This window comes from Pararhizobium polonicum, assembly GCF_001687365.1.
Lineage (GTDB): Bacteria > Pseudomonadota > Alphaproteobacteria > Rhizobiales > Rhizobiaceae > Pararhizobium > Pararhizobium polonicum.
This window is the reverse complement of the sequence record NZ_LGLV01000004.1, coordinates 146,743-167,782: the sequence shown is the minus strand read 5'-3', so window position 1 is coordinate 167,782 and position 21,040 is coordinate 146,743. Positions and strand designations below refer to the sequence as shown.

The window sequence follows — 21,040 nt, the reverse complement described above, 5'->3', positions numbered from 1 at the left end:
GGATTATCGATTTATCGGGAGGCGAGCATCTTCATCATCTGCTGGACATCGATCGATGCGAGACCGAAATTCCGCTCGGTGAGGTCTTTCAGTTTTTCCGCCGTCATCGCCATGGTCTGACGGATCTGCTCTTCGGTATGCTCGCTGGTGATGAAGAACCGCAAACGCGCCATGCCTTCCGGTACCGCCGGGTGAATGATCGGCAGGGCGTTGATGCCGGCGGCAAGAAGATCGTTCGACAGCTGAACGGCGCGCAGCGAATCCCCGACCAGCACCGGAACAACCGAGAAGCCGGCGCTCAAACCCGTATCGAGCCCAGCTTCCTGGGCAAGCTTCAGGAACAGCGCCCCATTGCGCTTCAATGCCGCTACCCGTTCCGGTTCGCTTTCCAGAATGTCGAGGCTCGCGATCGCCGACGCCGTCAGCACCGGAGCAAGGCCGACGCTGTAGACGAAGCCGCCGGCAGTTGCCTTGAGAACCGCAGCCAGTGCAGCGCTGCCGGCAATATAGCCGCCGCAACTCGACGTCGTCTTGGAGAGCGTTCCCATCCAGATATCGACCTGGCGCGGATCGATGCCGAAATGCTCGAACGTGCCTTTGCCGCGCCTTCCAAGAATGCCAAGGGCATGGGCTTCGTCGACCATCAGCCAGAAACCGTATTCGGCCTTCAGCTTCACGATCGCCGGCAGGTTGGCGATGTCGCCGTCCATCGAATAGACGCCTTCGACGATCACGAGGATACGGCGGTAGTCACCGGCCACGGTGCGCAGCACATGCTCCAGATCGTTCGCATCATTGTGCTTGAAGAGGCGCCGCGTCGCCCCGGACAGCTTGATGCCGGCCAGTGCGCTGTTGTGGATGAACTCGTCATGCACCACCAGGTCTTTCGGACCCATGAGGCAGCTGATCGCCGCGACATTGGTCAGGTAGCCGCTGACGAAGCAGACGGAAGCATCGACGCCGTAGAAGGCGGCGATGCGCTCTTCCAGTTCGGCATGTGCGGGGCGCTCGCCCGCCACCAGCCGGCTGGCGGATGCCGAGATGCCGAAGGTGTTGATGGTGTCGCGCGCCTGGGCAAGCACATGCGGATGCCGGTTGAGGCCGAGATAGTCATAGGAGGCAAAGTTGATCAGCTTGCGTCCGTCGATGACGGTCGTCGCACCGGCTGCCGTCTGGTGGGCCCGGTAGAAGGGGTTGGCGATGCCCAGCTGTTCGCTCGCGATTTGCTGTGTCTGGACCTGCTTGTATTCCGGCAGATCCTCGAACCTGGTCTGCTTGCGTCTGACCGGAGGAGGAACGTCACGCTCGGAGCGAGCCATGCGGTTTCGCTCTGAAGACTGATGCGCGTTGCGCATCCGGTCCAGCAGATTTTCCTTCAGGCTGCTGTTCATCTTCGAAACGCTGTGACGCTCGTCGTCCTTGCTCATTGGCTGGCTGCCTTCTCCGTGCCGGTGTGGCGCTGGGTGAGCTCGGTGACGATCTTGTTGTCGGCTGGCTCGCAGTCTTCTTCGCTGCCGTGATCCCGCTTGCTGACCTTGTCGTAAAGCTTGCGGGCGACATCGCCGACGGTCGTATTGTCGGCAACCCCGCTCAACGGCATGTCGAAGCCGGTATTCTGCTGGAAACTGATCCCGAGTTCCACCGCCATCAGGCTGTCGAGACCGATTTCCTTGAGAATCTTGTTGCGTGAAACCGTGTCCTTCGACACGCGCAGGATAGCGGCAATTTCGCCGGCCACCAGATCATAGAGGATGTCTTCGGCCTCCTGCGGCGATTTTCCATCGATCATCGCCACGAGGTTCATGGTCTTGCCGTCGCTGCCTGGCGAATGCTGGTCAGCCGTTCGCAGGATAACCTCGAACAGGGCATTGCGAACGACCGGCAGATTGCGCGCCGCCGCCCAGTCGAGTTCCGAGATCATGGCCACCGCGGCATCGACCGTGCCCGGATCGGATCGGATGTAGCTCTCGACCTGATTGAGGGCGGACTGTGCCTTCAGCGCAGTCTTGCCGATACGCTTGGAGAGCAGGTCGTTGACGTCGGTGTTCTGCGCCAGATAGCCCTTGTCGGCGATAGCGCCGAAGCCGATCGCGAGACCCGGCAGGCCTTCCAGCCGGCGTGCCCGGGCAAGTCCTTCGAGATAGCCGTTGGCGGCCACGTAGTTGGCCTGACCCGGATTGCCGACCAGCGTCGTCGCCGACGAGAACATGATGAAATGTTCGAGTGTATCCGCGCGCGTCAGCCGATCGAGGACGGCGGCACCCTGGACCTTTACGTCGATGACCGGACGGTTGCGTTCGCGGCTAAGATTGTTGATCAGCGCGTCATCGAGAACCATGGCCGCGTGAATGACGGTTTTCAGCGGGCCGACCTGCCGGAGCGTTTCCAGCAGCTTGCCGGTTGCGGCTTCGTCGGTCACGTCGCAGGCATGAACGGTCGCCGAGACGCCTCTGTTCTCCCAACGCTTGATGGCCTCGAGGGTCTCGATATCGGCAATGCCGCGGCGCGTGGCAAGCGCGATGTTACGCGCGCCCTTGTCCACCAGCCAGTTGGCCGCTGCAAGACCAAAGCCGCCGATACCGCCGACGACTAGGTGAACGCCGAGGCTATCGATCGTCATGCGGCCGGTTGGCCGGTTGGCGACTTCATCGCGTCCGGAAACGGGCGGCAAGACGACGATCTTGCCGATGTGGCCGGCATTCTGCATCAGGCGGAAGGCGTTGCCGATTTCGTCGAAGCCGAAGGCGCGGTAGGGCAGGGGCACAAGCTTGCCCTCTTCGAACAGCGCGCCGATCTCGGTGAAAATCCGTTTTGTCAGATCCGGGGCGTTGACCAGCAGCTGGTCGGCATCGATGCCGAAGTAGCTGATGTTGCGGCGGAACGGGCGAAGGCCGATCTTGCTGTCGGCATAGTAGTCGCGTTTTCCCAGTTCCAGGAAACGGCCGAACGGCTTCACCAGCGACAGGCTCTGCTCCATGGCTTCCGCAAACAGTGAGTTGAGGACAAGGTCCACGCCTTCGCCGCCGGTGACGCCAAGAATGTCGTTGACGAAGGCCAGTGAGCGGGAATCAAAGACGTGATCGGCTCCGAGCATCTTCAGGAAGCGGCGTTTCTCGTGCGTTCCTGCGGTGGCGATGACTTTGGCACCAGCAAGTTTTGCAACCTGCAGGGCTGCCAGACCGACACCGCCGGCAGCGCCATGGATGAGGATCGTTTCACCGGCGCGAATGCGGCCAAGTTCCACCATCGCGTAATAGGCGGTGAGGAAGGCAACCGGGACAGTCGCCGCGGCAACCGGGCTGACGGTTTCCGGCAGTCTGGCAACGCCCGACCGCGAAACGACGGCATGGGTGGAGAACGCCGCCGGCGCAATCGCCATCACCGCGTCGCCGACCGAAAGGTCCTTGACGCCGCTGCCGATGGCCACGACATGACCGGAAAGCTCCATGCCGATCGTCGCTCCGGCAAAGCCGTCTTCCAGCGCTTCTTCCGGCAGAAGGCCCATTGCCCACATGACATCGCGGAAGTTCAAGCCGGTCGCGGCAACCGCAACGACAACGTCATCGGGGCCAGCCTGCGGAATCTCGGATGCTTCCCAGGCAATACTCCCGACCTGGGAGCTGACGCGCTGGCGGATGGTTGCAGCCCTGAATTCGGTGGTCTTGCGCAGGCCATGATCGACCGGACCGGGAACGGCACGAATTTCCGAGAGGATGCCGCTCGTTCCGTCGAGCAGCCATTCGCGGTTTGCATTTTCGTCGCCGAGTATCGAGATCGCCGCAGCAAGCTGGTTGCCGGCGCCGGCCTTCGGACCGGTGAAATCGAGCGAATGGATATCGAGGATATCATATTCATTCTGCAGCACGCGGGCGAACGCCCACAGACCGCTGTTGATGCTGGAGCCCGGCGCATCCTTGCTGCGCGTTCCCGCCGTCACCGGAGCACCGCCCGGCGCTGCGATCACAAGGCGTGGACGATGATCGGCTGCCGGCTCGCCATTGGAATAATACTGGCGCAGGGCCTCGGCAAAGGCACTCAGCGAGAGCACGCGATTTTGCAACACAGCCGAATCCTGGCCGCGGTCGGCGGAGGTTACGGATGACAGATAGACTGCGCGTACCGGTTTCTCGTTGAGCCCTCCGATAGCCTCGGCAATCTTTTCCTTGTCAGTATCGAAATCGCCGGTCAGTTGAACCGGGACAAGGGGCGCCTGGATGGCATCCTTGCCCGAAGGCAAGACGTTGTGCAGGCTTGAAGCACTGCCTTCGTGCAGGACAAGAACCGGGTTCGAGATGTCAGAAGGCTGTATGTCTGCCGCTTGCGCAGTATCGGTAAACTGGCCACCCTGCGCTTCGACCGTGATGATATTGCCGTGCGACAGTTCGCGGTCTTCGACAGAAATATGGCGCAAACCGAGATCGGTCAGGTCCTTCTGCCATTGCGTGACGGTCGCGAGCTTGCCGATCGGGAATTCGACGGCCTGGGTGCGGGCAAACCAGCCCTCGGTCAATCCGAAGGCAAAGTCGCTGAATACGGTCGGTGCATTGGTGGCGGCAACAAGAGCGCCATTTTCCTGCAGGCAGACGCGCAGCGCGTTGCGGATAGCTCCATCTTCGTCGATCAGCGTGAAAATCGTATCGGAAGCGCTGACGACGAGATCGAAAGCCGGAAGGGTTGCGAAAGTATCCTTCTTCAGGACACGCACATGGGCATCTTCCTCGAAGGCGATTTCGAGATTGCGCTGGGCGTTTTCGCGCGGTTCGACGACGATCAGGCTGGCATTGTGTTTCGCAGCCAGCGTCGCGAGCTTCCGGGTGAAGCCGGGAGATACCGTGCCGGCCTCGACGATCCGAAGATCGGCTTTTCTATCGTCGCTTGTCAGCGCCTTTTCAACCGCGGCCAGCACCAGGTCCATTCTTTGGCGCGTCGATTCGGAATGAACGGTCTGATGGTCGAGCGTTGCGTCGCTGATGAAGCCTTGCGGTTTGGCTGCTGCTTCAGTCTCGTTGCCCGAGATTTCGGAGGCAAAGAGAGTGTCGATGCGATTGAGCGCTTCCGCGTAGGAGTTGTTGATCAGCACGGCTTCGACGGCGCGCTCGGCGCGTTCGCCGTAGAGTTCCTTGAGGATATCGCCGACGGGAGGAAGCGAAAACTCGGTTGCGATTTTCCAGCTGCCGGCCTTGTGTTCGCACAGGCCCGCATCTTCCAGGACGTAGAGGCAGTTGGCCAGGAAGCATCGGAAGGCGAAATCGCCGGGAAGCGACCGTGTATCGATCCTGGCGGTTCCCTTGCCGAGCTTGAGCGCGATTTCATGGCAGGCACGATAGATCGCCGCGTTGAACAGAAGCGTCGTGTTGTCGATGCCATTCTCTTCCGTGATGGCAATCAGCGGCAGTGGCAGTGCACGTGCGTGCGCCACTGCGGCGAGTGGCGCGGCACGGTCGGACGGGACGGCCTCGTAGTGGAAGGACAGCATGTCCAGCGTCTTGTGCTGGCGCAGATAGGTCCGGCGGAAACGACAGTCGTCGAAGGCGGCGATGACCTCGCCACCCTTGCCGAAGAAGCGGAATTTCGCCTTGATCGAATTGGCGCTGATGCGTTCGATCTCGACCAGTGCCCGCTTGACGGTCATTCCTGAATTGGTGACGCGCACCGATCCGAAGCGCACGGGGATATAGGGTGCGCCGCCGGCTTCGCCGGTAAAGCGGTCGAACAGGGCAACCAGTCCATGGAAGGTCGCATCCACGGAAATCGGATTGAGGCTGTAGGCAACGAAGGGATTGCCCGCCTGTTCGGGGTCTTTCAGCTCGACTTCGATGAACCGGTCGCCATAGGAGACGGCCTTGGACATCAGCTGGAAGCGCGGACCGTAGTCGAGGCCGAATTGACGCGCAGTCTCATAGGCTTTCGCCGGGGTCGCCGTTGCCGTTTTTTCAAGGCCGGCGAAGAAATTGCCGGAGAGAGTCTCGGCTGCGGGGACAGGTTTGCGGCTGCGTGCCACCGCATGCACGGCCCAGTCGTCTTCGGAGAGACGCTCACGCGAGCGGATCTCGATATCGCCGGTTTCGGGCGACAGGATGGTCGAAAGTTCCATCATCCTGTTGTCGGCAAGCTCCAGCGGTCGCACGATCTCCAGGTTGGTGATGTCGACCTCGGTGGTGCCGTAATATTGCTGGGCGGCGCAGATGGCGATTTCGATGAAACCGCTGCCGGGCAAGATGGCCTTGCCATCGACGACATGTTCCGCCAGATCGGGGAAGAGATGTGCGTCGATATGGTTCTTCCAGCTGCCGCTATTGAGGTCAGAGCGCCAGCCCGTCAGGGTATAAGGCGTCTTGGCGCCGCGGCCGAACAGATCGGTCGCATCGCTGGTCGATGGCGGGCGCAGTTCGCTCTGCTCGAATGGCAGGTTCGGCAGGCGAACGAAAGCGTTGCGCTTGCCGAACAGGCGCGCTTCGTCGAAGGCAGCCCCATGAGCAATAGCACGCGCCATGGCGCGCGAGATGGGATCCTGGCCCTTGTCGCCGGTATCGCGCAGCAAGGTCGGAACGACCATGCCGGGGATGGATGCCTGCTTGACCGTTTCCTTCAGGTAGGACGACAGGATCGGGCGAGGCGAAATTTCAATGAACAGGCTGCAGCCGAGTTCGATGGCGGCCTCTGTGGCGGCCTGGAAGCGGACCGGTTCGCGGACGTTCTTCCACCAGTAGTCCGGATCGAGCTGCGTGCCATCCATCCGTTCGCCGGTGACGGTGGACAGATAGGCGAGTTCGGATTTGCGCGGCGCAATGTCCGGGATGTCAGCGAGGAAAGCCTTCTTGGCCCGGTCGATGATCGGGTGATGGAACGGATAATTGATGTCGAGAATCTGGACGGGAATTTTCGCCCTGCGCGCGGCGTCGCGGAAGGCGGAAACCTCGTGCGCCGGGCCCGAAATCGTCACCGAGTTATGCGCGTTGATAGCCGCGACGCAGATCTGTTCGAGACCACGGGCTTTGGCAAAAGCGTTTGCCGCCTCTTCGCTGAGCATGGCCGCAGCCATCGTGCCCTGTCCGGCCAGCAAATCCTGATGCAGCGAACGCTTGGCGACGATCGAAACCGCGTCGACGAGCGAAAGGGCGCCGGCAGCATAGGCGGCGGCGATTTCGCCGACGGAATGGCCGAAGACCGCCGTCGGCTTGATGCCCATGGCAACGAGTGAATCCGACAGGGCTGCCTGAACGGCAAACAGCAGCGGCTGGGCAAACTTGGTATCGGAAAGCTTCTTGTCCAGATCGGGATCGGTGAGCAGGTCCGTCAGCACGATATCCGAGTGGAACTTGAACAGTGCGCTGACCGACGTGAAACACTGGCGGAAATGCAGGTTCTCGCGGAAGGCCTCGACACCCATGCCGGCCCATTGCGAGCCGTTTCCGGAGAAGACGAAGGCAACCTTTGCGTCCTTGGTCACCGCTTCGCCGGTTTCACCGATATCGGACGCCGGCTTTTCGAGATGGCTGGCAATGGCGCGGATGATGTCTTCGGGATGGTCGCTGCGCGCGGCAAAGCGGTGGCGCATCTGCGTGCGGTTGGCGCCGGAAGCGGCAATCACGGCCCGCGCTTCATCCTTGGAAGCCTTGGCGAAGGTCGACTTGTACGACTTCAGCAGCTCTTCAAGGCTGCTGACCGTATGGGCGCTGGCCATGAAGACATGGCCGGTGGCGTTGTTGCGGTTACGCTCGTCCTGAACGGGGTCCGGATCGCTGATGACGACATGGGCATTGGCACCGCCGAAGCCGAAGGAGTTGATGCCGGCAAGGCGCGCGCGCTTGCCGCGCAAGAGTTCGATCGGGTTCGCGGTGACGCGGACGTTCAGCCCGTCGAAATCGATGTTCTCATTCGGCGTGTCGAAATGCAGCGATGCCGGCAGGTAGTTGTTCTCAAGCGCCATGACGGCCTTGAGCATGCCGAACAGGCCGGACGCCGGCTCCGTATGGCCGATATTCGACTTGATCGAACCGATCGGGACCGGTGCGCGGCGGTTGGCGCCGATGACCGTGCCGATCGACCAGACTTCGGAAGGGTCGCCCACTTTGGTGCCGGTGCCGTGGCCTTCGACGAAGGCAACCTGGTTGGAATCGATATTGTTGCCTTCATAGATCGAGCGCAGCAGATTGGCCTGGGCCTCGCGCGAAGGCAGCGAAATGCCGTTGGTGCGCCCGGCTGAATTGACGCCGGTCGCGACAATCTTGGCGTAGCTGCGGTCCTTCTCCTGGCGTGCCCTGTCAGAGCGGCGCAGGACGAAAACGACGCCGCCTTCGGCACGCACGTACCCGGCTCCATCATTGTCATAGGCGCGGCACAGGCCTTCCGGCGAGAGCATGCGCGCCTGGGCGAAGCCGACGAAGGGGAGCGGATGCGCAAGGATATTGACACCGCCGACGATGGCCGTGTCGATTTCACCGGCGTTCAGTGCGCGCATCGCCTGATCGAGGGCGACCAGCGATGAGGAGCAGGCGGTATCGACCGTCATGCTTGGGCCGCTCAGGCCGAAAATATGGGAAATGCGGTTGGAAACGATCGAAAGCGTATTTCCGGTCATGAAATACGGGCCTGCCGCGGCCGGATCCTCGACGGTCAGGTTGGCATGGTCGAGGCTTGAGGCGCCGACGTAGACGCCGACATTTTCCCCATGCAGTGACGGGATGGAAATATTCGCATCCTCAAGCGCGCGCCAGGCCAGCTGCAGGAGAACGCGCTGCTGCGGATCCATGTACATGGCTTCGCGTTGCGACATGCCGAAGACGGCCGGGTCGAAATCATAGATACTGTCGAGCACGCCGGCGGCAAAGGAATAGGTCTTGCCCGGGTTGCCAATGACAGGATGCCAAAAGCGAGCAAGGTCCCAACGATCCGAAGGTATGCGTGTGACGGTGCATTTGCCTTGGCGTAGAATTCGAAACAACGCCTGCGGCGAATTCGCCCCGGGGGCCTGACATGCGCGCCCTATGATTTCAACTGTCATGTTTATTCGAACGCTCTAAACTGCTTTGAGTTGTCTTGCTGATTGCACTTGATACGCGAAAAAAGCAATCGGAACCTCATTTTTCCCGATCTATGAGATCACCTCGTCCCAACGTTGACGCCGGTATATTAGCGTCCTTTTAACCCATGTTCACTAGCTTTCAACCCTATTGGCGAACATACACGGGGTGTGTGGCTGTCCAAAACACTTATGGAAACACGCCGTAACCCTTGTGGAGAACCTATTGCCGGAAAGGCGCACTGCAAATTATTTGAGCGGATGTGACCTTGAATGGCTTGTTGTGGGACAATGATTGTGCTTTTCAAGGGCGATCGGGATTCCGGTTACTAGAATGCAGCGGCACCGATGGTATTGCAAATACCATTATGCGCCGATTTCGGAGTGCTTTAATTGAACCGTTTGAATGCAGTCCTGATATGCGCCCTACTGACGGGATGTCAGGCAGTTCCGGGCGAAGGCCCGCTCTCTTCGACGATCACCAAGGACGCAGGCCTTTCAGGGCAGGAGCTCGGCCGGAAGAACACGGTCGCCTATGATATCATCGACGTCGATGCGCGCTCGGCGCGTCTTGTTTCCGACTATGTGGCAACCGCGCTCAATCGGCGGTTCGGAATCGGCGGCGGCGGCGTTGGCCGGGTCGTTATCGGTGTCGGTGACGCGTTGAAGGTCACGATCTTCGAAGCCGGCAGCGACGGACTGTTTTCCACAACAGATTCCAAGCAGACCAACCTGGAGCTCGTGGTTCAACCCAACGGCAAGGCCTCGATTCCCTATGTCGGCTCGGTCCAGTTTGCCGGCAAGACCCTGGAGCAGGCACGTCAGACTATTCTCGATGCACTCGTCAAGAAGGCCGTCGAACCGGATGTAATCGTCACCAGCATGGCGACCGCATCACGCAACGTTACTGTTTCTGGTGCCGTCGGCCACTCTTCCGTCGTGCCTCTCAGCCTGGTCAGCGAAACCATCAACGAGGTGATCGCCAAGGCCGGCGGCCCGTCGGCGCAGCCATACGAGACCTATGTCACGCTGGTTCGCGGCAAGAAGACCGGCACCGCGTTGTTGAAGTCGATCATCGAAAACCCGTCGGAAAACGTCAACGTCCAGCCCGGCGACCAGATTTTCGTGACCCGCGACCCGCGCACCTTCACCGTTCTGGGGTCGACCAAGCTCAACAAGCGGGTCGATTTCGGTGCGAACGATCTAAACTTGCTTGAGGCTGTGGCGCTTGCCGGTGGCGGCAATGACAACACGATCGACGCGAAGGGCTATTTCGTCTTCCGCTACGAAGAGCCTGATGTCGTTATGAGCCTGCTTGGCAATCAACGTTTCAACGCCATGCTGAACAAGGGCATGGCCCCGGACAGGCAGGGACGTTACCCGATCGTCTACCGTCTCGACATGACCCACCCGGACAGCCTGATCGTCGGTCAGACCTTCCCGGTCAAGAGCCGCGACGTCATCTACGCGTCGCGCCATCCATCCGTCGATTTCGTCAAGTTCCTGTCGATCGTCGCACGCCCGATCGGTGCGGCAAGCAGCGCAGCGAGCGCGGCACGCAATATCGAACGGCTCGGCGAGTAATCCTTCGACAGCGCAACGCCTTGCGGCGGTGCCCAATACGCATCGAAAAGCCAGCATCCGAAAGGAGCGCTGGCTTTTTCTTTTTGCCTGCTCAGAAGGAGAGATCGAGGACGCGGTCTTCGAAGAGGCGATTGCGGGAGCCCTCGAGATGAAGCCGCATGGCCTTCTGCGCATCCTCGGCGCGGCCATCCGCGATCGCCTGATAAATGGCGTTGTGTTCTTCGAAGACCTTTTCCAGCCCAAGCCGAGGTCCCATCAGCGACAGGCCATGCAGATGCATGCCGACGGCGATGTGTGGCTTCAGCGCCTCGATGGAGGCGGTGTAGTAGTGGTTGTTGGCCGCTTCGGTGACGCATCTGTGGAACACGAAATCGGCGTCGGTACGGTGAAGCTGGTGGCTGGTCGCCTCGCGCAGATCGGCAAGGGCGGCAGCGATCTTCTGGATGGCGGCATCGTCGCGTCGCTGCGCGGCAAAGAAGGCCGCAACCGGCTCGATCGTCAGGCGGAATTCGTAGCAGCGCTGGATATCGGCGATGGTCTTGACCGGGGAATAGGCAAGATGAGTGGCAGGCGATGCCTGAGCGCTGACGAAAGTGCCTGCTCCCTGCCGGGAATAGACCATGCCTTCTTCACGCAGGCGGCCAAGCGCATCGCGCACGATGGGGCGGGAGACGCCCATGATCGATGCCAGCTCATGTTCGCCCGGCAGGCGGGAGTCCGGCGGATAATTGCCGGAACGGATGCGTTCGCGCAGCTGATCGAAAACGCGATCGACCAGTCTCACCGATTTGACGCGCTCTGGTTTGGCGCCCGGGCCGGGCTCTCCGATTGAGGGGGCGTCTTGCGCCATTTTCTTCACCACGCCTGTTTTTCGATCCTTGTCCTGTTGGACGTCGTTTGACTTAGCAGATTCTCAGGAACGAGTTTTAGCAAAGAATCGACATTGCCGAAGCCCCCCGATTTGACGGCGCAGCAGAACGTCCTGCCATCAGCGTCTTCAATCTCGAACCAGGGAATGCCGGCCTCGATTTCACCGCCCGGGATCAGGACGTTCACTCCCAGCTGTTGCAGAATAGCCAGGGCCGTGTCGCCGCCGCCCATCATCACGATGTCCGGCCGGGTTTGCTTTACCGCCTGGCGAATGCCCTCTGCGAAACGGGCAGCGACCCGTTCCGGCCGGGCCGTCTCCTCGCCGGTGCATCGCGCCACTGCGGGAAGCTTTGCGATGGAGTGTGCCGGAAGATCGCCGGCGGCCGCATCCACGAGGGTAGCGATGTGCCGGTTCTCGCGGAGATGCTGGATCTGGGCCATCGTGATGGGATCGCGCGATCCGAAAGCCAAGAGGGTCTCCGTCGAGGGCGAGAAGGCCGGGCGAGCGGTTACGGACCGTGCCAGCGAACGGGCAAAGGCACTGCCGAGGCCGCGTGCGCCAACGGCAATCACTTCCGGCCAATCGGTGGTACGGACCAGATCGTCCAGCTCGGCATCGGTGCAGGCGTCGTAAACATTGATCGGCACGGCGGTCGCCGGAAACAGGGCCCGGATAGGCAATGGGATGTCCACGCCGCGGCCGGTGACGGCGCCATTGACGGTAAAGCGCTGCTGATCGGGAATGGCGGGAGCGACGATGATCCGGTTGCGGTCCGCAGCCTTGGCAAGCGCCATGCTCTCTGCTGCGATATTGCCCTTGAGCCGGGAATCGATCTTCTTGAACAGAATGCGCGGCCTTGCCGGTCCGAGTATGGCAAGAGCCGCCTCGACCCGTTCCGCCGCCTCATCAGCGGAAAGCGCCCGTGACGCGGTGTTGACCACGACGACATCAGGATCGCGTGCGAGCGCCTCGGTCAGTGCCTCCACGTCGATTGCCACCGCCACCGTCAGGCCGGCTTCCACGAAAGGGGTGCCGGTATCGAGCGCGCCCGTCAGGTCGTCGGCGATGATGGCGGCTTGCAATGTCATCCGGGCAGGCCCTCGGTCACGGCGTGACAGGCGACCATGTGTCCGGGCCGTGCCTCGCGCCATTCCGGTACGACCTTGGAGCAGACGCCCATGGCGATCGGGCAGCGGGTGTGGAAGCGGCAGCCGGAGGGGGGTGACAGCGGGCTCGGTACGTCACCCTGCAGGATCTGCCGCTTGCGGCTGCGCTCGTGCGCGGGATCGGCTTCCGGCACGGCGGAGAGCAGCGCCTTGGTATAGGGATGCAAAGGATGCTCGAACAGCTCCTCGCGCGTGGCAAGCTCCGCCAGGCGGCCGAGATACATGACACCGACGCGGTCGCTGATATGGCGCACCACTGCAAGGTCATGGGCGATAAACAGATAGGTCAGTCCGTATTTCTGCTGCAGGTCGAGCAGCAGATTGATGATCTGTGCCTGCACCGAAACGTCGAGTGCCGAGATCGCCTCGTCGCAGACGATGAACTTCGGCTGGCAGGCGAGCGCCCGGGCAATCGCCACGCGCTGGCGCTGGCCGCCGGACAGCTCATGCGGATAGCGCGAGGCAAAGCGCGGCGGCAGGCCGACATCGGCGAGCAGCTCGGAAATCTTCTGGGGTAGCTCCGCCTTGGTCGCAAGTTTGTGGAACAGGATCGGCTCACCGACGGCCTCGCCGATGGTCATGCGCGGATTGAGCGTCGAATAGGGGTCCTGAAAGACGATCTGCAATTGGCGCCGATAGGGCCGCATTGCCTTTTCGTCGAGCTCGACGATGTTCTTGCCCTGATAGATCACCTTGCCTTCGGTCGCCCGGTGCAGGTTGAGAATGGTGAAGCCGGTGGTGGACTTGCCGCACCCGGATTCACCGACCAGGCTGAGAGTTTCGCCTTCGAAAATATCGAAATTGACGTCATCCAGCGCGTGTACGGTGGCGGCACGCTCGCCAAAGGCGCCGAGCCGGACGTGAAAATGCTTGACCAGATTTTCGATGCGCATCAGCGGTTGGGCACCCATCACGCAGCCTCCAGTTTTCGTTGCGCGACAAAACAGGCGACACGGTGTGCACCGTCCTGATGGAGACCTTCGAGCGAGGGAACGCGTTCGTGGCAGATGGATTCCGCCAGTGGACAACGCGGCGCGAAAGGACAGCCCTTCGGGCGGCGGCCGGGTTCCGGCGGCGTGCCGCCGATCGAGCTGAGGCGCGATGAGCGTTCGTCGGAGAGTTTCGGGATCGAGGCGAGAAGTCCCCGGGTGTAGGGATGGCTCGGATTGGCAAACAGCGCATCGACCGGCGCATCCTCGACGACGGTGCCGGCGTAGAGCACATTGATGCGATCGACGAGGCCGGCGATCAGTGCCAGATCATGGGTGATCCAGACGACGGACATGCCGAGCTTGTTGCGCAGGTCCTTTACCAGATCGACGATCTGCGCCTGGATTGTCACGTCGAGCGCGGTCGTCGGTTCATCGGCAATCAGAAGCTGCGGATTGCAGGCAAGGCCGATGGCGATCATCACGCGCTGGCGCATGCCGCCCGACAATTCGTGCGGATAGGCGTCGAGACGATCTTCGGCGCCGGGAATGCCGACCAGCTTTAGCAGTTCACCGGCCCGCTTGCGGGCGTCAGCCTTTGACATGCCGCGATGATAGATCAGCGGCTCGGCCAGTTGCTGGCCGATGCGCATCACCGGGTTGAGTGAGGTCATTGGATCCTGGAAGATGAAGCCGACCTCGCCGCCGCGCACCTTGCGCAACTCCGAGTTCGACATTTTCTGCAGGTCGCGGCCGGCAAAGTTGGCCTCGCCCTTGGTGACGCGGATCTTGTTGGGCAGGAGCCGCATCATGCTGAGCATTGTCAGGCTCTTGCCGCAGCCGGATTCGCCAACGATGCCGAGGGTTTCGCCCTTGTCGACATGCAGGTCGATACCATCGACGATGGTGGCCGGACCGTTGCGGGTCTCGATCTCGATCGTCAGGCCCTTGACGTCAAGCAGGCGCTCGCGGGTCTTGGGCGTCGGTTCAGGACGGATGTCGTTGGCCATCATCATCACTTGGCTCCGCGCGGATTGAGGGCATCGTTGAGACCGTCGCCGAGAAACGAGAAGGCGACGGAGGCAAGGCCGAGAACGGCGGCGGGGGCGGCCAGGAGATGCGGATAATGCTGCCAGACGCGCAGGCCGTCGGAGATCATGTTGCCCCAGCTTGGCGTCGGCGGATTGACCCCGACGCCGAGGAACGAGAAGGCGCTTTCCAGCACCATGGCGGTGCCGAGGCCGGCGCTGACAGCGACGATCAGCGGGCCCAGCGCATTCGGCACGACATAGCGCATCAGGATGATGCGGTTGGTCAGCCCCAGCGCCTGTGCCGCGGTGATATAGGGCCGCGAGCGGATGGACAGCACCTGCGCGCGGACGAGACGCGCATAGGGCGGCCAGGAGATCAGCGCCATCGAGCCGAAGACCAGCAGGAAATCCACCCAGATGGTTTCGCGGTAGAACGGGTTGAGTGTTGCCAGATAGCGGCTCTCCATCCACATCGAGATCGGTGACTTGAGCGAAGCGTTGATGACGACGACGAGCAGAAGGTTCGGGATCGACATCGTCATGTCGGTCAGCCACATGACGATCCGGTCGAGCCAGCCGCCGAAGAAACCGGCCAGGGCGCCGAGCGTCACGCCGATCAGGACGGCGATGAAGGTGACGACGATGGCGACGAGGAAAGCGGTGCGTGTGCCGTAGATCACGCGGCTGAACACATCGCGGCCAAGGTCGTCGGTGCCGAAGAGATGCGACAGCGATGGCGCCAGGTTACGCGAATTGAGATCCTGGCTGAGGAAGTCATAGGGCGTCAGGTAGGGTCCGAAGACGGCGGTGAAGGCAAGGATGACGGCGACGGCAAGGCCGAAGACGGCAAGCCTGTTGCGGCGCAGCCGATGCCAGGCATCGCGCCACAGGCTGACGGGCGGCTCGATTTCGAGGGGAGTGGTGATGGGAACGACGGACACGGTCAGCGGCTCCTTCTGGTGTCGTTGGCACGCGGGTCGAGCAGCGGATAGAGCACATCGACCAGCAGATTGGAGATCATCACCAGGAACGAGCCGATCAGCGTGATGGCAAGGATGACGGGGTAGTCGGTGTTGATCAGTGCCTGCACCGTCAGGCGCCCAAGGCCGGGCAGGCCAAAGACCAGCTCGACGAAGATGGCGCCGTTGACGATGGTGATCATGATCAGGCCGAGCTGGGTGACCACGGGCGTCAGCACCGGGCGCAGGATATGGCGCAGCGCGACAATCACCTCCGGCACACCCTTGGCCCGCGCCGTGCGGACGAAATCTTCCGACAACACCTCGATGACGGCCGCGCGTGTCTGGCGCACGATCAGCGCGATCGGCTGGAAGGAAAGCACGAAGAGGGGCAGCAGGATGCGCACGTCGAAAACGCCACCCCAGCCATAAGGCACGGCCGAACCGGGCAAGATCATGATGAGCAAGACCATCAGCATCGGGCCGGCGACATAGGCAGGGATCGCCCAGAGAAACAGGGCCGAGCCGAGGATGGCATAATCGGTGCGGGTATTCTGGTTCAGCGCTGCGATCAATCCCAGGGGAATGGCGACGACGGCGGTGAGGATGACGGAACAGAGTGCCAGCTTGAAAGAAACGGGGGCTGCGGCGGAAATCATCGCCCAGACCGAGCGGCCGGAACTCAGCGAGTTGCCGAAATTGCCGTGCAGCAGGTTCCAGATATAGCTGCCGAACTGGATGAGGAACGGCCTGTTGAGGCCCGCACTTTCACGGATAGCCTCGATGCGCTCAGGATTGTAGGCGACGTCGCCCGGCGCACGCAGGAAGATCAGTTTGATCGGGTCGCCGGCGCCGTAATAGGCCAGGGCATAGACGCCGAGCATGACGAGCAGGACGGATGGGATCCAGACAAGGAAACGGGTCGTTATGTAACGCAGCATGGCAGTCTCCCACCCATAGTTTCAGAAGATGATGCTTCGAGCTTTGCCCTGCGGCAAAGATCCGCAATCATACTCCAGCATTGGCAATCCGTGCGAAGCGTTTCGGCCCCGCACGGAGTTGGTTGTCGTGTCGGCTCAGGCGACCGAGATGTCCCAGGGGGCGACAACCTGCCAGTCGAGGTTCTTGTCCATCCCGGACACCTTGTCGGTGGCCCAGCGGGACATGGCCTGGGCGTACCAGGGGATGAAGCTCCAGTCCTCGCGGAAGGCCTTCTGGGCTTCCAGAGCAAGCGCCACGCGCTGCGGATCGTCCGCCGCCTTCGTCGCTGCCTCTGCCAGCAGGCTGTCAACCTTGTCGTTCTTGTATCCGCCAAGCTTGTTCTGTGCGTTCGACGATGTGGACGCGATGGAGCCGGCGAGGTAGGACACGGCATCCGGAACACGCGTGCCGACGTCGTCGCGGAAGATCTGCACCGCGTTCTGGTCGGGGCCGGCATAGGCATCCTGCTGCGGCTTCATGTCGACGGCGGTGATGCCGAGGTTCTGGCGCCACTGCTCGGCGATAAACTGTGCCGCAGCCTCGATCGCCGGGCCGGAAACGCCGACGAAGAGGAGCTTAGGCAGACGTTCCGGACCGCCATAGCTCGATTCGGCCAGCAATTTCTTGGCGCCTTCCGGATCATACGGATAGGGCTCGAAGCCGGACTTGTCGGCACCGGGAACGGAGTTGATGACCTGGTCGGTCTTCTTGTGCGGGCCATCCGGGAAGGAGGCCTTCATCAGGCCTTCGCGGTCGACGGCCATGATCAGCGCCTGGCGAACCTTGGGGTCATCCATTGGCGCGCGGGCGGCATTGAACCAGAAATGCTGGCTGGTCGGGATCAGCGGGCCTTCGGCAAAGCTGGTGCCGAGATCCTGCACGATGGTCGAGGTGACAAGCTCGGTATGGGCGTTGTACTCGCCGGATTTCAGCAGCGATGTCGCGGTGACGTTGTCCTCGATCGAGTCGATTTCGATGCGGGCCAGCTTCGGCTTCGGACCAAAGAAGTTCTCGTTGGGCTCGAACACCAGCTTGCCGGCGTCAAGGTCGATGCTGGTCAGCTTGAAGGGGCCGGAATAGACGGCGTTGCTCGCCGGTGTGTACCAGTCGGCGACCTCCTCGCCATCTTCGCCTCGCGACTGCGAGGCTTTGGTGATCGGGGCGATATGATTGCCCAGCCGCATGAAGAAGATCGGATCGGCTTCCGACAGGGTGACAACGACGGTGCCTTCGTCCGGTGTTGCGATGCCGGAGATTTCCTTGGCCTTGCCGGCGCTGACATCGGCGTAGCCGGCGACCTTGCTCAGGACCTGATCGGCGCGCTGGTTCTTGGTGTTCGGCATCGCCGAAACGTTCCAGGAGCCCTTGACGTCCTCCGCGGTGATCTTGCTGCCATCCGAGAAGACGGCCTTCGGGTCGATCTTGAAGGTCCAAGTCTTGTTGTCGGCATCATGCTCCCAGCTTGTAAAGACGTAAGGGTGCAATTCGCCTTTGCTGTCGAAATACATCGGCGATGCCCACCAGGCGGAATTCCAGCGATACGGTACGCCGCCGCCGCGCAACGGCGACCAATCCTGGTTAAAGGCGGGGTTCGCGACTTTGAGTACCTGGCCCTCCTCGGCCATGACGATGCGAGCGTTCAGGCCGAACAGGCCAAGGGCCACACTCGTGCCGAGGCCAAGTTTCAGGGCGTTGCGGCGTGTCATCTGCGGCTGCGACGAGCCGGATACGTTGTTCTGATTAGACATCTGATCCTCCCAAAGATGCTGTCATCGCGCCCTCCGTCTGTCCGGTTCCTGACAGGTTGCCGCGCCATGATGAGAGCGGACACTGGATCGATATTGTAAATATGTCAACATTAAATCTTTGGCGCATTCTCGGGCGTGGGGCTTCGTAGAATAAAGATCATATTTATCAATGGGATATTTTATTGCCGAAATTCCACCTGCTGATTTTTTCTTGACAACTTGTCATGATTGAGGAAAAAGCGGGAAACGGTGGTGGCATCAGTCGCCGGCCGGCGGCGGGAGGAGTTCGCAGAATGACGATTCACAGGATAACCGGCGTTTACAGCGCCGCCACGACGCCGCTCAATGCCGACGACAGCCCGGATCTCGGCCTGTTTACGGCCCATTGCCAGCGTCTTCTCGATGAGGGATGCCACGGTGTGGCGCTGCTCGGTACGACGGGCGAGGCGAACTCGTTTTCATCGACCGAACGCCGCGGCATTCTGGAGGCTGCTTTGAAGGCCGGCATCGCGCCGGATCAGTTGATGCCGGGGACGGGTGTTGCGGCCATTCCGGATACCGTCGAGCTGACGCGGCATGCGCTATCTGTTGGCGTCACCCGCGTCGTCATGCTGCCGCCCTTCTACTACAAGGGCGTATCGGACGATGGCCTGTTTTCGGCCTATGCGCGGATCATCGAGACGATCGCCGACGACCGGCTGCGCGTCGTCCTCTATCATATTCCGCAGGTTTCCGGCATTCCGCTGACCCTGCCGCTGATCGGCCGGTTGATCGCGGCGTTTCCGGATACGGTGGTCGGCATCAAGGATTCCGCCGGCGATTTTGCCAATATGCAGGCGCTTTTGGCTGCTTTCCCGGGCTTTTCCGTGCTTGCAGGCGCCGATCCGCTGCTGCTGCCGCTGATCAAGGCGGGTGGCGCGGGCTGCATCACAGCAACGTCCAATCTGGTCGCCGATTCCCTGCGCACCGTCTACGATCATGCCAGCGATCCGACCCGTGCGGCCGAGGTTGACGCAGCGCAGGCGCGTATCAACGCCTACCGATCGCTGTCCAATTCTTACGTCCAGATCCCGACGATCAAGGCAATGGTCGGATTGAAGAATGGCAATTCCGCTTGGGCGCGGCCTCGCCCGCCGCTGATGGCGCTGAGTGCGGCCGATCAGGCGGATCTGGCGGTCAAGTTTGCGCAGCTGCCGTGAGGGTGTGAGCCATGACATTCGGTTCCGGGCTGAAACCTGAGGAAATTCCGCCGCTTATGAGCGGTGTTATCCTGTCGCACGGCACGGAAAAGCAGCGTTTCGATGCCTTTCTGCCGTCGCCCTGCGTACAGAACCACGCCGCCAATCTCGCCTTTCTGCCCGATGGTGCGCTGGCCTGTGTCTGGTTCGGCGGCACGATGGAGGGCATGGGCGATATCTCGATTTACATGTCGCGGCTGGCGCCCGGTTCCACGCAATGGTCGGAGCCGGAAAAAATGTCGGACGATCCGCAGAAATCGGAACAGAACCCGCTTCTCTTCACCGCGCCGAATGGCAAGGTCTGGCTGATCTTCACGTCACAGACATCGGGCAATCAGGACGGCGCCGTCGTCAAGCGGCGGATCTCCGCGGATGGCGGGCGCACATTCGGCGCGGTCGAGATTCTCTGCGATATCCCGGGCACATTCGTACGCCAGCCCATCGTCGTCAACCGGTCGGGACATTGGCTGCTGCCGGTGTTTCGCTGTGTCGGCGAACCCGGTCTGCGCTGGACCGGCGATGTCGATACGGCGGCGGTCCTGCTGTCGCGCGACGCCGGCGCCAGCTGGCAGATGGTCGATGTACCGGATAGTGTCGGTGCCGTGCACATGAACATTGTTGCTCGGAATAAGGGGCGGATGGTGGCCTTCTTCCGCAACCGGTTCGCCACGCAGATACTGCGTAGCGTTTCGCTTGATGACGGGATGAGCTGGAGTGCGCCCGAACCCACCGCGCTGCCGAACAACAATTCGTCGATCCAGGCGACCGCGCTCTCGGATGGCCGGATTGCAATAATCTACAATCATTCCAATGCCCTGACGTCCAGCGACCGGCGCCATTCGCTCTATGACGAGATCGAGGCGGAGGAGGGTGCGCAGGTGCCGCCGTCCGAGGTCGAAGCCGCGTTGCCGGATGGCCGCCCCAAGGCCATATGGGGTGTTCCGCGTGCGCCGATGAGCCTGGTTTTTTCCGGCGACGGCGGAGAAAGCTTTGCCGCTTCCCGCAATCTCGAGACCGGCGACGGCTATTGCCTGACCAACAATTCCAAGGACGCGCTCAACCGGGAATATTCCTACCCATCGATCATTGAAGGTCCGGATGGCGCCCTGCATGTCGCCTATACCTATTATCGCCGCGCCATCAAATATGTGCGGCTGGAGCCCGGCTGCGCGGCTTGAATGCCGGCGGGACGGTCTGGCGGTTTTTACAAGTGGATGAGTGGGCTGCTGATGGGGTCAGTTTTTGACAAATTGGCGCCAATTGCGTGCTAATCAGGTCGTTGCGTGTCGATTTGGTTTAGATTTATACAAGTCGTGATCGAGGCGCATTCGCTGTTTTTCATCCGTCCTTCAGTCGAGATCTTCTGGAAAGGGCCACGGGTGGAAAAAAATATAGCAATATATTCAAATATATACACGAATTGTGCTCGTGATTCCGCTTGTTTTAAACGTCCGAAGATCAGAAAAGGGGAATAGGTATGGCCTTCGCTCTTGCCAAGATAAGTGGATTTA

The 21,040-nt window shown here is 61.3% G+C and carries 12 protein-coding genes; 3 read left to right on the top strand and 9 right to left on the bottom strand.

Going from position 1 to position 21,040, the window contains the following annotated elements; all coding sequences use genetic code 11:
• Window positions 1-11 precede the first annotated feature (11 nt).
• Window positions 12-1,427 (bottom strand): aminotransferase class I/II-fold pyridoxal phosphate-dependent enzyme, encoded by a 1,416-nt coding sequence (locus ADU59_RS02510; protein ID WP_068951361.1) that lies wholly within the window; start codon window positions 1,425-1,427, stop codon window positions 12-14.
• The gene (locus ADU59_RS02505; RefSeq protein WP_068951359.1) at window positions 1,424-9,004 is read right to left on the bottom strand and encodes a type I polyketide synthase; all 7,581 of its coding nucleotides are present in this window, start codon (window positions 9,002-9,004) and stop codon (window positions 1,424-1,426) included. Before ADU59_RS02505 ends, ADU59_RS02510 begins: the two co-directional genes overlap by 4 nt.
• A 411-nt stretch (window positions 9,005-9,415) precedes the next feature.
• Between ADU59_RS02505 and ADU59_RS02500 the strand changes: the two genes are divergently transcribed.
• Window positions 9,416-10,606 (top strand): polysaccharide biosynthesis/export family protein, encoded by a 1,191-nt coding sequence (locus ADU59_RS02500; RefSeq protein ID WP_068951357.1) that lies wholly within the window; start codon window positions 9,416-9,418, stop codon window positions 10,604-10,606.
• A 91-nt stretch (window positions 10,607-10,697) separates the two neighbouring features.
• Here ADU59_RS02500 and ADU59_RS02495 read toward each other — a convergent pair whose 3' ends face one another.
• From ADU59_RS02495 to ADU59_RS02465, 7 genes are all read right to left on the bottom strand, one after another.
• Window positions 10,698-11,456, bottom strand: a complete 759-nt coding sequence (locus ADU59_RS02495; RefSeq protein ID WP_068952513.1) for a FadR/GntR family transcriptional regulator — start codon at window positions 11,454-11,456, stop codon at window positions 10,698-10,700.
• 5 nt (window positions 11,457-11,461) lie between these two features.
• Window positions 11,462-12,565, bottom strand: a complete 1,104-nt coding sequence (locus ADU59_RS02490) for a four-carbon acid sugar kinase family protein (protein WP_068951355.1) — start codon at window positions 12,563-12,565, stop codon at window positions 11,462-11,464.
• Window positions 12,562-13,554: an ABC transporter ATP-binding protein gene (locus ADU59_RS02485; RefSeq protein WP_068951354.1), complete on the bottom strand. Its 993-nt coding sequence runs from the start codon at window positions 13,552-13,554 to the stop codon at window positions 12,562-12,564. The genes ADU59_RS02490 and ADU59_RS02485 overlap by 4 nt, the downstream gene beginning before the upstream one ends.
• Entirely contained in the window at window positions 13,554-14,588 is a 1,035-nt protein-coding gene (locus ADU59_RS02480; RefSeq protein WP_193427062.1) for an ABC transporter ATP-binding protein, read from the bottom strand. The genes ADU59_RS02485 and ADU59_RS02480 overlap by 1 nt, the downstream gene beginning before the upstream one ends.
• A complete protein-coding gene (locus ADU59_RS02475) occupies window positions 14,588-15,544 on the bottom strand; it encodes an ABC transporter permease (protein ID WP_068951352.1) in 957 nt (318 codons plus the stop codon). Before ADU59_RS02475 ends, ADU59_RS02480 begins: the two co-directional genes overlap by 1 nt.
• A 2-nt stretch (window positions 15,545-15,546) precedes the next feature.
• Complete coding sequence (locus ADU59_RS02470; RefSeq protein ID WP_068951350.1) at window positions 15,547-16,503, bottom strand: ABC transporter permease; 957 nt, start codon at window positions 16,501-16,503, stop codon at window positions 15,547-15,549.
• A 135-nt stretch (window positions 16,504-16,638) separates the two neighbouring features.
• A complete protein-coding gene (locus ADU59_RS02465; protein WP_068951348.1) occupies window positions 16,639-18,291 on the bottom strand; it encodes an ABC transporter substrate-binding protein in 1,653 nt (550 codons plus the stop codon).
• A 293-nt stretch (window positions 18,292-18,584) separates the two neighbouring features.
• On the opposite strand from ADU59_RS02465, the gene ADU59_RS02460 reads away from it, so the two are divergent.
• Together ADU59_RS02460 and ADU59_RS02455 are read left to right on the top strand one after the other, a co-directional pair.
• Complete coding sequence (locus ADU59_RS02460; RefSeq protein WP_068951346.1) at window positions 18,585-19,490, top strand: dihydrodipicolinate synthase family protein; 906 nt, start codon at window positions 18,585-18,587, stop codon at window positions 19,488-19,490.
• An 11-nt stretch (window positions 19,491-19,501) separates the two neighbouring features.
• A complete protein-coding gene (locus tag ADU59_RS02455; RefSeq protein WP_068951344.1) occupies window positions 19,502-20,707 on the top strand; it encodes a sialidase family protein in 1,206 nt (401 codons plus the stop codon).
• Window positions 20,708-21,040: the final 333 nt, after the last annotated feature.